This is a genomic window from Kitasatospora sp. NPDC097691 (assembly GCF_040302665.1).
In the GTDB taxonomy this organism is placed as follows: Bacteria; Actinomycetota; Actinomycetes; order Streptomycetales; family Streptomycetaceae; genus Kitasatospora.
The window spans coordinates 1-12251 of record NZ_JBEORY010000070.1; the positions used below are offsets into that span (position 1 = coordinate 1).

Here is a 12251-nt window from a genome sequence, read left to right on the forward strand (position 1 = left end):
ACCGAGATCATCGACTCCAACGAGTCCGACCTCGGCGGCTACAAGGACGTCTCGGTGGCCGTGAAGACCAAGGGCAACGCCGAGCCCGGCCAGGGTGACGCCCCCCGGCCTCAGGCGGCCGGGGGGCGTCGCGCGTCGCCGGGGCGGATCACTCCCAGCGGAAGAAGCGGGCGGCCGCGGCCAGGCCGAGCACGGCCCAGCCGGCCAGGATCCCGAGGTCCGCCCAGGGCACCCCGGCGCCGGTCTGCAGCACCGAGCGCAGGCCGTCCGAGAGCGCCGAGATCGGCAGCAGCTCCAGCACCGACCGCACGGCGTCGGGGAACTTGCCCAGCGGCACGATCACCCCGCCCGCGAGCAGCAGCAGGATGAACACCAGGTTGGCGGCGGCCAGCGTGGCCTCGGCCTTCAGGGTGCCGGCCATCAGCAGGCCGAGCCCGGAGAAGGCGGCGGTGCCGAGGACCAGCAGCGCGACGACGGCCAGGGCCCCCTGCGGTGTCGCGAGCCCGTGCGGGGACCAGCCGAGCGCCAGCGCGATCACCGTCAGCAGCGTGATCTGCAGCGCCTCCGTCACCAGGACGCACCCGGTCTTGGCGGTCAGCAGCGTCCAGCGGGGGAGCGGGCTGGCGCCGAGCCGCTTCAGCACGCCGTAGCGGCGCTCGAAGCCGGTGGCGATGGCCTGCCCGGTGAAGGCGGTGGACAGCACGGCCAGCGCGAGCAGGCCGGGGGCGAGGAAGTCGACCCGCTTGCCGGGGCCCTCCACGGCGACGATGTCCACGGCGGAGAACAGCACCAGCAGCACGGTCGGGATGACCACGGTGAGCAGCAGCTGCTCACCGTTGCGCAGCAGCATCCGGGTCTCGAACGCGGTCTGCGCGAGCAGCATCCGGCCTACGGGCGCTGCGCCCGGCCGGGGGGCGTAATCGGTGGCACTCACGATCGGAGCTCCCGTCCGGTCAGGTCGAGGAAGACGTCTTCGAGGCTGCGGCGCTGCACGGACAGCCGTTCGGGCAGCACGCCGGAGGCCGCGCACCAGCCGGTGACGGTGGCGAGCAGCCGGGGGTCGACGGGCGCCTCGACGCGGTAGTTGCCGGGGGCGGTCTCGACCGCGGCGGCGCCCTCGGGCAGCTCCTTGAGCAGCGGACCGAGGTCGAGCCCGGGCGGGCCGTCGAAGCGCAGGGTGCTCTCGGCGCCGCCGCGGCACAGCTCCTCGGTGGTGCCGTCGGCGATCACCCGGCCGCGGTCCACGATGGCGACGCGGTCGGCGAGCTGCTCGGCCTCGTCCATGTGGTGGGTGGTGACGACCACGGTGACGCCGTCCCGGCGCAGGTCGCGGACCAGCTCCCAGGTGGCGCGGCGGGCCTGCGGGTCGAGGCCGGCGGTGGGCTCGTCCAGGAAGACCAGCTCGGGGCGGCCGACCACGGCCATGGCCAGGGCGAGCCGCTGCTGCTGGCCGCCGGACAGCCGTCGGTAGGTGGTCCGGCCGCAGGAGCCGAGGCCGAGGCGCTCGACCAGGGCGTCCACGTCCAGCGGGTGGGCGTGCAGCTTGGCGGTGTGCCGCAGCATCTCGACGGCGCGGGCGCCCGCGTACACGCCGCCGGACTGCAGCATGACGCCGATCCGGGGGCGCAGCGCGGCGTTCTGGGTGACCGGGTCGAGGCCGAGCACGCGGACGGTGCCGGCGTCGGGGCGGCGGTAGCCCTCGCAGGTCTCGATGGTGGTGGTCTTGCCGGCGCCGTTGGGGCCGAGGACGGCGGTGATCGCGCTGCGAGCGATGGTGAGGTCGAGGCCGTCCACCGCGGGCTTGTCGCCGTAGCGCTTGACCAGCCCGGCGATCTGGACCGCGGGTTCGGAGTGCATACCGGCGAGTCTAAGAGGCGCTCACACGGAGGCCGGACGGTGCCTCGGTGATCGTTTTCGCCGGTCAGGTAAGGCTTACCTGCGTGATCGATGACACCGGTGAGGCATGGATCACGGCTTGTCGCGGCGGAAGTAATTACGCAACACTGGTGTTGTGAAAAACATGCGCGAGCACGCCACGCAGCAGGAGGCCGAGTCGGCCTCCCACTGCGACGTGCCCGTGACGGCGGCCGAGGTGCTGCTGGACGGCCACCGTGCCACCCGGGACCGGGTCGCCCGGTCGATCCTGGACCACGGCCCCTCCTCCGCCGCCGACCTGGCGAGCCGGCTCGGCCTCACCGCCGCCGCCGTGCGCCGCCACCTCGACGGACTGGCCGCCGCCGGCCTGGTCGAGTCCCGCGAGCAGCGGGTCTACGGCAGCCGCGGCCGGGGTCGTCCGGCCAAGGTCTTCGCCCTCACCGACGGCGGCCGGGACGCCTTCTACCAGGCGTACGACCAGCTCGCCGCCGACGCCCTGCGCTGGATATCGGACTCGGTGGGCGGCGGCAAGGCGGGCGAGGAGGCCGTCGCCGCCTTCGCCCGGGCCCGTTTCGGCAAGCAGGGCGAGAAGTACCTGGAGGCGTTGGGCCGGGCCGGGGCGGGGGAGCGCACCGAGGCGCTCGCCCAGGCGCTCAGTGCCGACGGGTACGCTGCCACGGTGCGGCGTGTCCCGTCGGCCACGGCGAAGGCCCCGGCGGGCGCCCAGCTCTGCCAGCACCACTGCCCGGTCGCGCACATCGCCGAGCAGTTCCCGCAGCTCTGCGAGGCGGAGACCGAGGTCTTCTCCCGGCTCCTGGGCACCCATGTGCAACGGCTGGCCACCATCGCCCACGGCGACGGGGTCTGCACCACCTATGTGCCGGCACCCGGTGCCGCATCGTCGCCCGCCCGGGGTTCCGCGGGCCGCGGCTCCGATGCAGTGCCGACTGCCGGTACGTCCACCGAAGATTCTGCGTCCGCGCGTTAGGAAGCTCGCATGACTGACACCGTTTCGCACCCGGAGCTCGAGGGCCTGGGCAACTACGAGTACGGCTGGGCCGACCCGGACGCCGCCGGCGCCGTCGCCAAGCGCGGGCTCAGCGAGGAGGTCGTGCGCGACATCTCCGCGAAGAAGAGCGAGTCCGAGTGGATGCTGAACCTGCGGCTCAAGGGCCTGAAGCTGTTCGGCAAGAAGCCCATGCCGACCTGGGGCTCCGACCTCACCGGCATCGACTTCGACAACATCAAGTACTTCGTCCGCTCCACCGAGAAGCAGGCCGAGTCCTGGGAGGACCTGCCGGCGGACATCAAGGCCACCTACGACAAGCTCGGCATCCCGGAGGCGGAGAAGCAGCGCCTGGTCGCCGGTGTCGCCGCCCAGTACGAGTCCGAGGTCGTCTACCACCAGATCCGCGAGGACCTGGAGGAGCAGGGCGTCATCTTCCTGGACACCGACACCGCGCTGCGCGAGCACCCGGAGCTGTTCAAGGAGTACTTCGGCACCGTCATCCCGGCCGGTGACAACAAGTTCGCCGCGCTGAACACCGCGGTGTGGTCCGGCGGCTCGTTCATCTACGTGCCGAAGGGCGTGCGCGTCGACATCCCGCTGCAGGCCTACTTCCGGATCAACACCGAGAACATGGGCCAGTTCGAGCGGACGCTGATCATCGTCGACGAGGACGCCTACGTCCACTACGTCGAGGGTTGCACCGCGCCGATCTACTCCTCCGACTCGCTGCACTCCGCGGTCGTGGAGATCATCGTCAAGAAGGGCGGCCGCTGCCGCTACACGACCATCCAGAACTGGTCGAACAACGTCTACAACCTGGTCACCAAGCGCGCCGTGGCGTACGAGGGCGCGACCATGGAGTGGATCGACGGCAACATCGGCTCCAAGGTCACCATGAAGTACCCGGCCGTCTACCTGATGGGCGAGCACGCCAAGGGCGAGACCCTGTCGATCGCCTTCGCGGGCGAGGGCCAGCACCAGGACGCCGGCGCCAAGATGGTGCACATGGCGCCGAACACCTCGTCGCACATCGTCTCCAAGTCGGTGGCGCGCGGCGGCGGCCGGACCTCCTACCGCGGTCTGATCGAGATCGGCGAGGGCGCGCACGGCGCCAAGTCCAACGTGCTGTGCGACGCGCTGCTGGTCGACACCGTCTCCCGCTCGGACACCTACCCGTACGTGGACGTCCGCGAGGACGACGTGTCGATGGGCCACGAGGCGACCGTCTCCAAGGTCAGCGAGGACCAGCTGTTCTACCTGATGAGCCGCGGTCTGACCGAGACCGAGGCCATGGCGATGATCGTCCGCGGCTTCGTCGAGCCGATCGCGCGTGAGCTGCCGATGGAGTACGCGCTGGAGCTCAACCGGCTGATCGAGCTGCAGATGGAGGGCGCGGTCGGCTGACGTCCAGCCGCCACCGCCGTCCACCGAATTCCGAGGAAGAGAGCACTACGAACAGCCATGGCTGAGCAGAACACCACCGGCTCCACCACCGCCGGGTCGATCGAGGTCGGCACCGCCGGCGCGGGCGCGCAGCTCGCCGGCCCCGGCACCGGCCGTGCCACGGTCCAGCAGCCGATCGACGCGCGCGTCGCGGTCAAGCCGTCCTTCGACGTGAACGACTTCCCGGTCCCGCACGGCCGCGAGGAGGACTGGCGGTTCACCCCGCTGCACCGCCTCGGCGGGCTGCACGACGGGACCGCCGCCCAGGCCGAGAAGGGCGAGGACAAGGTCGAGTTCACGCTGCCGGACGGCGTCACCGCCGAGACCGTCGGCCGTGACGACGCCCGCCTGGGCAAGGCCGGCACGCCGGTGGACCGGGTCGCCGCGCAGGCGTTCAGCGCCTTCGAGCAGGCCCTCGTGGTCACCGTCCCCAAGGACGCGGTGCTGACCGAGCCGGTCAGGATCGACGTGCGCGGCGAGGGCGGCGTCCGCTTCGCCCACGTGGTGATCGACGTCAAGCCGTTCGCCGAGGCCGTCGTGGTGCTCAACCACGCGGGCACCGGCACCCGGGCCGCCAACGTCGAGCTGCTGGTCGGCGACGGCGCCAAGCTCACCTTCGTCTCCGTCCAGGACTGGGAGCGCGACGCCGTCCACGTCGCCCAGCACAACGCGCTGGTCGGCCGGGACGCCACGTACAAGTCCGTGGTCGTGACCTTCGGCGGCGACCTGGTCCGCCTGCACCCGCGGGTCAACTACGCGGGCCCCGGTGGCGAGGCCGAGCTGTTCGGCCTCTACTTCGCCGACGCCGGCCAGCACCTGGAGCACCGCCTGGTGATCGACCACGACACGCCGCACTGCCGGTCGAACGTGGCGTACAAGGGCGCGCTGCAGGGCCAGGACGCGCACGCGGTCTGGGTCGGCGACGTGCTGATCCGCGCCGCCGCGCTCGGCACCGACACCTACGAGCTCAACCGGAACCTGGTGCTCACCGACGGCGCCCGGGTCGACTCGATCCCGAACCTGGAGATCGAGACCGGCGAGATCGTCGGCGCCGGCCACGCCTCGGCGACCGGCCGCTTCGACGACGAGCAGCTGTTCTACCTGCAGGCCCGCGGCATCCCGGCGGACGAGGCCCGCCGCCTGGTGGTGCGCGGCTTCTTCGCCGAGCTGCTCCAGCAGATCGGCGTGGCCGAGGTCCAGGAGCAGCTCATGGAGAAGATCGACGCAGAGCTGGAAGCGGCGGTCTGAACGCGATGACCTTCCTCCGTGCCTGCGCGCTGAGCGACCTCCAGGAGGACGTCCCCAAGCGCGTGGACCTCAACGGCGTGCCGGTCTCCGTCGTCCGCACCGACGAGGGGGTGTTCGCGGTCAACGACGTCTGCTCGCACGCGAACGTCTCGCTCTCCGAGGGCGAGGTCGAGGACTGCATGATCGAGTGCTGGCTGCACGGCTCCAGCTTCGACCTGCGCACCGGCAAGCCCTCCGGCCTGCCCGCCACCAAGCCGGTCGCTGTCTACCCCGTAAAGATCGAAGGGGACGATGTGCTCGTCTCCGTCAACCAGGAGTCCTGAGTACACATGGCAACCCTTGAAATCCGCGACCTGCACGTCTCCGTCGAGGCCGAGAACGGCCCGCGCGAGATCCTGAAGGGCGTCGACCTGACCGTGAAGCAGGGCGAGACCCACGCCATCATGGGTCCGAACGGCTCCGGCAAGTCCACCCTGGCCTACTCGCTGGCCGGCCACCCCAAGTACACCGTCACCGGCGGCTCGGTGCTGCTGGACGGCGAGGACGTCCTGGAGATGTCCGTCGACGAGCGCGCCAAGGCCGGTGTCTTCCTGGCCATGCAGTACCCGGTCGAGGTCCCCGGCGTCTCGGTCAGCAACTTCCTGCGCACCGCCGCCACCGCCGTCCGCGGCGAGGCCCCGAAGCTGCGGCTGTGGGTGAAGGAGGTCAAGGAGGCGATGGCCGCCCTCCAGATGGACCCGGCCTTCGCCGAGCGCAACGTCAACGAGGGCTTCTCCGGCGGCGAGAAGAAGCGCCACGAGATCCTCCAGCTGGAGCTGCTCAAGCCGAAGATCGCGATCCTCGACGAGACCGACTCCGGCCTGGACGTCGACGCGCTGCGGATCGTCTCGGAGGGCATCAACCGGGTCCGCTCGACCGGCGAGGTCGGCACCCTGCTGGTGACCCACTACACCCGCATCCTGCGGTACATCCAGCCCGACTACGTCCACGTCTTCGCGGGCGGCCGCATCGTCGAGTCCGGCGGTGCCGAGCTGGCCGACAAGCTGGAGAACGAGGGCTACGAGGCGTATGTGAAGGGGGGCGCTTCCGAGTGACCCATACGTTTACGGGACTGCTCGACACCGACGCGATCCGCAAGGACTTCCCGGTCCTGCAGCGGCTGCTGCACGACGACAAGCCGCTGGTCTACCTGGACAACGCGGCGACCTCGCAGAAGCCGCGCCAGGTGCTGGAGGCACTGACCGCCTACTACGAGCGGCACAACGCCAACGTCCACCGCGGCGTGCACGTGCTCGCCGAGGAGGCCACCGCGCTGTACGAGGGCGCCCGGGACAAGGTCGCGGCCTTCGTCAACGCGCCGAGCCGCAACGAGGTGATCTTCACCAAGAACGCCTCGGAGTCGCTCAACCTCGTTGCCAACATGCTCGGTTGGGCCGACGAGCCGTACAAGGTGGACGCCGACTCCGAGATCGTCATCACGGAGATGGAGCACCACTCCAACATCGTCCCGTGGCAGCTGCTGTCGCAGCGCACCGGCGCGAAGCTGAAGTGGTTCGGGCTGACCGACGAGGGCCGGCTCGACCTGTCGAACATCGACGAGCTGATCACCGAGAAGACCAAGGTGGTCTCCTTCACCCTGGTCTCCAACCTGCTCGGCACCGTCAACCCGGTCGAGACGATCGTCCGCAAGGCCCAGTCGGTCGGCGCGCTGGTCGTCATCGACGCCTCGCAGGCCGCGCCGCACATGGTGCTGGACGTGCAGGCGCTGGAGGCCGACTTCGTCGCCTTCACCGGCCACAAGATGCTGGCCCCGACCGGCATCGGCGTGCTCTGGGGCCGCCAGGAGCTGCTGGAGGACCTCCCGCCGTTCCTCGGCGGCGGCGAGATGATCGAGACCGTCACCATGGGCTCGTCCACCTACGCCCCGGCGCCGCACAAGTTCGAGGCCGGCACCCCGCCGATCGCCCAGGCGGTCGGTCTCGGCGCGGCCATCGACTACCTGCAGGGCGTCGGCATGGAGAAGATCGCGGCGCACGAGCACGCGATCACCGAGTACGCCGTCGAGCGGCTGCTGGAGGTCCCCGACCTGCGGATCATCGGTCCGCGCACGGCCGTGGACCGCGGCGCGGCGATCTCCTTCACCCTCGGTGACATCCACCCGCACGACGTGGGTCAGGTGCTGGACGAGCAGGGCATCGCCGTGCGCGTCGGACACCACTGCGCGCGACCGGTCTGCCTCCGGTACGGAATTCCTGCGACCACGCGGGCGTCGTTCTACCTGTACTCGACGCCGGGCGAGGTCGACGCGCTGATCGACGGCCTGCACCACGTCCGGAACTTCTTCGGCTGACGGGACGCGCAGGACATGAAGCTCGACTCGATGTACCAGGACATCATCCTGGACCACTACCGCAACCCCCACGGCAAGGGGCTGCGGGACGGCGACGCCGAGGTGCACCACGTCAACCCGACGTGCGGCGACGAGATCACCCTGCGGGTGAAGCTCGACGGCGCGACGGTTGCCGACGTCTCGTACGAGTCCCAGGGCTGTTCGATCAGCCAGGCGAGCGCCTCGGTGCTCAACGACCTGGTGGTCGGCAAGACCGTGGGCGAGGCGCAGGCGGTCCAGGAGGCCTTCCTGGAGCTGATGCAGAGCAAGGGCCAGGGCGAGGGCGACGAGGAGGTGCTGGAGGACGCGGTCGCGTTCGCCGGCGTCTCCAAGTACCCGGCCCGGGTCAAGTGCGCCCTGCTCAGCTGGATGGCCTGGAAGGACGCCACCGCCCAGGCGCTCGCCCAGCACCCCGCCGTGAACGACTGATCCCGCAGAGGAGGACAGACCATGAGTGACGAAACCCCCTCCGCTGCGGAGGAGCAGACCGGCATCATCGTCGGCACCACGGCCGGCACCGTCTCGGTGGAGGACCTGACCGAGGCCCTGATGGACGTCGTCGACCCCGAACTGGGCATCGACGTCGTCAACCTGGGCCTGATCTACGGCATCCACATCGACGAGTCCGACGTGGCCACCATCGACATGACGCTCACCTCGGCGGCCTGCCCGCTGACCGACGTCATCGAGGACCAGGCCAAGACCGCCACCGACGGCCTGGTGAAGGACCTGCGCATCAACTGGGTCTGGATGCCGCCGTGGGGCCCCGACAAGATCACCGACGACGGCCGCGAGCAGCTCCGCGCCCTCGGCTTCAACGTCTGACGGACGGGCCTTCGTCCTTCGTCAACCCACTGCCGCGCAAACCTCTCCCTCGGGGGAATGGTTTGTGCGGCAGTGGTATATCTGCCAGCCGTGGGAGTAGAGACGAAACGCCGCTGCCCGGGACTTCTTCGGAAGTCCCGGGCAGCGGCGTTTCGGTGTCTCCGGGGGTCAGGCCGTGCGCTCGGGCTTGCGGGCGACGGCCACCGCCAGGGCGGCGCAGAGGACGGCGGCGAGGGTGGCGAAGCCGCTGACGGCGGGGAGGAGGCCGTACTGCTGGACGAGGGCGCCGACGCCGATGATGGGCGCGGAGCTGCCGAGGTAGACGATGATCCACAGGGCGCTCAGTTCGGAGCCGCGGCGCTCCGGGTTCATGGCGGCGACGGCGGTGGTGAACAGGGAGCGGAAGGCCACGCCCTGGCAGATGCCGCCGAGGACGCTGCCGATGAAGAGCAGCGCCGGGGTGCCCGTGTACCCGGCGGCGACGACCAGGCCGAGGCCGGTGGCCAGGCCGGTCATGCCGAGGGCGATCACCGTGCGGTCGGCAGTCGGCGGGACGACGAGCTGGGCGGCGGCCGAGGAGCCGAGCAGCAGGGCGGCCACGATCGCGCCGGTGAGGTGCGAGGACGTGTGCAGCAGCTTGGCGGAGAAGGCCGGGGCGAGGGCCAGGTAGACCCCGAAGACGCCGTACGAGATGAAGCCGGCGCCGGCGGCGAGCAGGAACTCGCGGCGGCCGGTGCGCGGCAGCCGCAGGCGCTGCGGGCGCAGGTGGGCCGGGGTGGTGATCCGGGGCGGGGCGGCCGGCGGGCGGTTGCGGCCGGGCATCCGGGGGTGGACGAGGGCCAGCGGCACGCAGAGCGCGAGGAGCGCGATGGCGTGCAGCAGGAACGGCGTCAGCAGCGGGTCGGAGCCGCCGGTCAGCAGGGCGCCGACGACGGGGCCGAGCGCGACGCCGCCGGCGGAGCAGGCCAGGGTGAGCTTGGCGGCCAGGGTCGGGTGCTCGGGCAGCAGGTCGCCGAGGGCGGCTCCCGCGGCGCCGGTCGACAAGCCGACGGCTATGCCCTGGATCGCCCGGCCGGCCGCGAGCTGCCAGAAGCTGCCCGAGGTGGCGAAGACGACGTCGCCGGCAGCGGCCATGGCGACGGCGGGCAGGATCAGGGCACGGCGGCCGAGGTGGTCGGACCAGTGGCCGACGATGGCCAGCACCGGGACGAGCGCGAAGACGTAGATCGTGAAGAGGATCGTGGTGTCGAGCGGGCCGAGCCCGAGGCGCTGCTGGAGGAGCGGGTAGATCGGCGTCGCCAGGTTGGCACCGATCAGCATCAGCAGCAGGGCGGCGGCCACCAGGCCGACGCGGACTCCGCGCATCGCGTTCCAGCGGCTGATCGCGGAGAGCTGGAGCTGGGCGCGCGGCGCGAGCTCCAGGGGAAGCAGGGCCTCCGACAGTCGGCGTCCGTCGAGCTGCGCGGTGCGCAGGCCGGCGCCGGCGGGGGAGAGGTCCGCCATGTGAGGGGTCTCCTGTGGCAGGGCGCCACCGGGGTCGGCGGGGTATGCCGGCGCGCCCGTCCTGAGGCGCTGTGGTGGTGGCCGCGGTGCGGGGCTCCCTGGTGGAGCGGATGAGCTGAGAGAAGGGGGGCTTCGTTGCCCGGTGGCCCGCGCGGGGTGTGCACGGTACCAATGCGAAGGATAAGGGGTGGGCGCACGGATGCGGCGCGCGCCCCTGCGTGCGCCCCTTGCGGCCGGGCATCGGGGGTGCCACACCTATACGCTGAGGTGGTAGATCGGTACGCGGAGCTGTTTGGGCTGACCGCTGGCTGAGGGAGAGCGCAAACGATGGCCGGACGACGTCGGAAGAACGCCGGGGCTGCAGGGGGAGAAGGCGTGGCCGAGGCGGTGCTGCCAGCCGACATGGAGCTGCAGGACCTCTACGGGGCGTTCGCCGCGCACGGCCTGGACGAGGAGGACCTGGACGACGCGGCCGTGCTGGTCCCGCCCGTCAAGCTGCCCGCCGAGCAGGAGCTGGCCGAGCAGGCAAAGGCCGTCCCGATGTTCGGGTACGCGCTGACGCTGGCCCGCTGGGCGGCCCCGCACCGGGCCGTGGACGAGTTCGGCGACCTGGTGGAGGCGGACCGGGCCCCCGCCGCGCGGCTGCTGGGCCTGGCCCCGGCCGAGGGCGAGGTGCCGGAGGAGGCCGAGGTCGAGGCGCTGCGGGCCTGGTCGCTGGCGTGCGACCTGGACCTGGTGGAGCTCGGCACGACCGCGGAGGACGAGCACGTCGCCGTCCCGGGGCCGGACCTGGAGCCCGCCGAGCAGGGCGATCCGGAGACCGTCCTGGAGCTGTGGCTGACCGCCGCCGGGATCGTCCGGGAGCTGGCGGTGGAGGCGGACTCGATGCCCGAGGAGGGTACCGAGGAGGCGACGGCCGAAGAGGACGAGGACGGCCTGAACGAGGTCGAGGAGGCCCGGGACGAGGCCGCCGAGCTGCTGGACGAGGCGCTGCAGGTGCTCTACGAGACCACCGCCTTCGCCGACCCGGGCAACGAGACCGTGCCGCTGGGCGTGCTGGCCGCGCTGCTGGTGGTGCCGGAGGGCGAGGAGCCGAGCGAGGAGCTGCTGGGCGACATCACCGACGTGATGGTCGCGCTGGACCCGATGCTGGGCGACCTGGCCGAGCTGGGCCTGCTGGAGTACCGCCCGATCGACCCGGAGCTGTTCGACGAGGAGGAGGGCGAGGAGCCCGCCGTCGTCGGCGAGGAGCCGCTGGACGAGGAGGAGTCGGCCCGCTTCGGCCTGGTCCGGCTCACCCCGCTCGGCCAGTACGGCATCCGGCAGTGGCTGCTGGAGGACGGCTACGACGCGCCGCTGGTCGGCGAGCTGGCCCAGGGCGACGCGGCCGAGCTGCTGCGCGGTGTGTGCGAGTCGGCCAACGTGCTGCCGGAGGAGGAGCTGCGGGTGTGGACCGCCGGCCGGGAGCCGGTGGCGGCGGCGCGCGAGCTGCTGGCGGCGGCGCGCGGCGACGACGCGTACGGGCCGCTGCGGCGGATGCTCTGCGTCTCGGCGCTCGACCTGCTGGGGCCGGGCGCCGAACCGGCCGTCCGGGAGGTGCTGGACGACCCGGAGCTGGGCGGTGCGGGGCGGGCCTGGCTGACCGCGCAGGGCGCGACGGACGTGCCGGTGCCGCCCCGGACGATGACGCTGTGGACGGTGGTCGACACCTTCGCCGCCCAGCTGCTGGACAGCGGCGGTGACGCCGCGCTGCTGCGCGAACTGGTCGCCGACCTGCCGGTGAAGGGCGATCCGGCGACCTGGTTCGGCGAGCTGTGGCGGGTCGACCACCCGTACACGGCGGACGTCCTGGAGGCGATCGGGGAACTGCACCTGGACCGGGCGGTGGCCAAGGAGGCGCGCAAGGCGGCCTTCAAGGCCCGTTCGAGGAAGTGAGCGGGCCCGGGAGAGCCCGGGGGG

The 12251-nt window shown here is 71.6% G+C and carries 12 protein-coding genes and 1 pseudogene; 10 read left to right on the forward strand and 3 right to left on the reverse strand.

The window, feature by feature from the left end; all coding sequences use genetic code 11:
- Window positions 1-178 (forward strand): annotated as a pseudogene (locus ABTY56_RS38890) (peptide chain release factor 1); the annotation flags it as partial.
- Here the strand turns inward: ABTY56_RS38890 and ABTY56_RS33415 are convergent.
- Window positions 149-934, reverse strand: coding sequence for an ABC transporter permease (locus ABTY56_RS33415; protein ID WP_350633133.1), 786 nt, complete (start codon window positions 932-934; stop codon window positions 149-151). The pseudogene ABTY56_RS38890 and the gene ABTY56_RS33415 overlap by 30 nt on opposite strands.
- Window positions 931-1857 carry an ABC transporter ATP-binding protein gene (locus ABTY56_RS33420; protein ID WP_350633134.1) on the reverse strand — a complete coding sequence of 309 codons (927 nt, stop codon included), beginning with the start codon at window positions 1855-1857 and terminating at the stop codon, window positions 931-933. Before ABTY56_RS33420 ends, ABTY56_RS33415 begins: the two co-directional genes overlap by 4 nt.
- 163 nt (window positions 1858-2020) lie before the next feature.
- On the opposite strand from ABTY56_RS33420, the gene ABTY56_RS33425 reads away from it, so the two are divergent.
- From ABTY56_RS33425 to ABTY56_RS33460, 8 genes are read left to right on the forward strand one after another with little or no spacing between them, the layout of a single operon-like run.
- Window positions 2021-2863 (forward strand): helix-turn-helix transcriptional regulator, encoded by an 843-nt coding sequence (locus tag ABTY56_RS33425; protein ID WP_502893242.1) that lies wholly within the window; start codon window positions 2021-2023, stop codon window positions 2861-2863.
- A gap of 9 nt (window positions 2864-2872) precedes the next feature.
- Window positions 2873-4288 carry a Fe-S cluster assembly protein SufB gene (gene sufB / locus ABTY56_RS33430; RefSeq protein ID WP_350633136.1) on the forward strand — a complete coding sequence of 472 codons (1416 nt, stop codon included), beginning with the start codon at window positions 2873-2875 and terminating at the stop codon, window positions 4286-4288.
- Window positions 4289-4345: 57 nt separating this feature from the next.
- Window positions 4346-5575, forward strand: coding sequence for a Fe-S cluster assembly protein SufD (gene sufD / locus ABTY56_RS33435; protein WP_350521374.1), 1230 nt, complete (start codon window positions 4346-4348; stop codon window positions 5573-5575).
- 5 nt (window positions 5576-5580) lie between these two features.
- Window positions 5581-5898, forward strand: coding sequence for a bifunctional 3-phenylpropionate/cinnamic acid dioxygenase ferredoxin subunit (locus ABTY56_RS33440; protein ID WP_350633137.1), 318 nt, complete (start codon window positions 5581-5583; stop codon window positions 5896-5898).
- A gap of 6 nt (window positions 5899-5904) precedes the next feature.
- On the forward strand, window positions 5905-6669 hold the full coding sequence (gene sufC / locus ABTY56_RS33445) for a Fe-S cluster assembly ATPase SufC (protein WP_196952639.1): 765 nt from the start codon (window positions 5905-5907) through the stop codon (window positions 6667-6669).
- The gene (locus tag ABTY56_RS33450) at window positions 6666-7925 is read left to right on the forward strand and encodes a cysteine desulfurase (protein ID WP_350633138.1); all 1260 of its coding nucleotides are present in this window, start codon (window positions 6666-6668) and stop codon (window positions 7923-7925) included. Before sufC ends, ABTY56_RS33450 begins: the two co-directional genes overlap by 4 nt.
- Before the next feature lie 15 nt (window positions 7926-7940).
- Window positions 7941-8393 (forward strand): Fe-S cluster assembly sulfur transfer protein SufU, encoded by a 453-nt coding sequence (sufU, locus tag ABTY56_RS33455; RefSeq protein WP_350633139.1) that lies wholly within the window; start codon window positions 7941-7943, stop codon window positions 8391-8393.
- Window positions 8394-8414: 21 nt separating this feature from the next.
- Complete coding sequence (locus ABTY56_RS33460) at window positions 8415-8789, forward strand: metal-sulfur cluster assembly factor (RefSeq protein ID WP_350633140.1); 375 nt, start codon at window positions 8415-8417, stop codon at window positions 8787-8789.
- A 168-nt stretch (window positions 8790-8957) separates the two neighbouring features.
- On the opposite strand, the gene ABTY56_RS33465 is transcribed toward ABTY56_RS33460, so the two are convergent.
- On the reverse strand, window positions 8958-10292 hold the full coding sequence (locus tag ABTY56_RS33465) for an MFS transporter (RefSeq protein WP_350633141.1): 1335 nt from the start codon (window positions 10290-10292) through the stop codon (window positions 8958-8960).
- A 375-nt stretch (window positions 10293-10667) separates the two neighbouring features.
- Between ABTY56_RS33465 and ABTY56_RS33470 the strand changes: the two genes are divergently transcribed.
- Window positions 10668-12227 carry a hypothetical protein gene (locus ABTY56_RS33470; protein WP_350633142.1) on the forward strand — a complete coding sequence of 520 codons (1560 nt, stop codon included), beginning with the start codon at window positions 10668-10670 and terminating at the stop codon, window positions 12225-12227.
- Window positions 12228-12251 lie beyond the last annotated feature (24 nt).

Bases quoted from the DNA above. Each gene is read 5' to 3' on its own strand.
- ABTY56_RS33420 (WP_350633134.1), bottom strand. From the start codon at position 1,857: ATGCACTCCGAACCCGCGGTCCAGATCGCCGGGCTGGTCAAGCGCTAC.
- ABTY56_RS33425 (WP_502893242.1), top strand. From the start codon at position 2,021: ATGCGCGAGCACGCCACGCAGCAGGAGGCCGAGTCGGCCTCCCACTGC.
- sufB (WP_350633136.1), top strand. From the start codon at position 2,873: ATGACTGACACCGTTTCGCACCCGGAGCTCGAGGGCCTGGGCAACTAC.
- sufD (WP_350521374.1), top strand. From the start codon at position 4,346: ATGGCTGAGCAGAACACCACCGGCTCCACCACCGCCGGGTCGATCGAG.
- ABTY56_RS33440 (WP_350633137.1), top strand. From the start codon at position 5,581: ATGACCTTCCTCCGTGCCTGCGCGCTGAGCGACCTCCAGGAGGACGTC.
- sufC (WP_196952639.1), top strand. From the start codon at position 5,905: ATGGCAACCCTTGAAATCCGCGACCTGCACGTCTCCGTCGAGGCCGAG.
- sufU (WP_350633139.1), top strand. From the start codon at position 7,941: ATGAAGCTCGACTCGATGTACCAGGACATCATCCTGGACCACTACCGC.
- ABTY56_RS33460 (WP_350633140.1), top strand. From the start codon at position 8,415: ATGAGTGACGAAACCCCCTCCGCTGCGGAGGAGCAGACCGGCATCATC.
- ABTY56_RS33465 (WP_350633141.1), bottom strand. From the start codon at position 10,292: ATGGCGGACCTCTCCCCCGCCGGCGCCGGCCTGCGCACCGCGCAGCTC.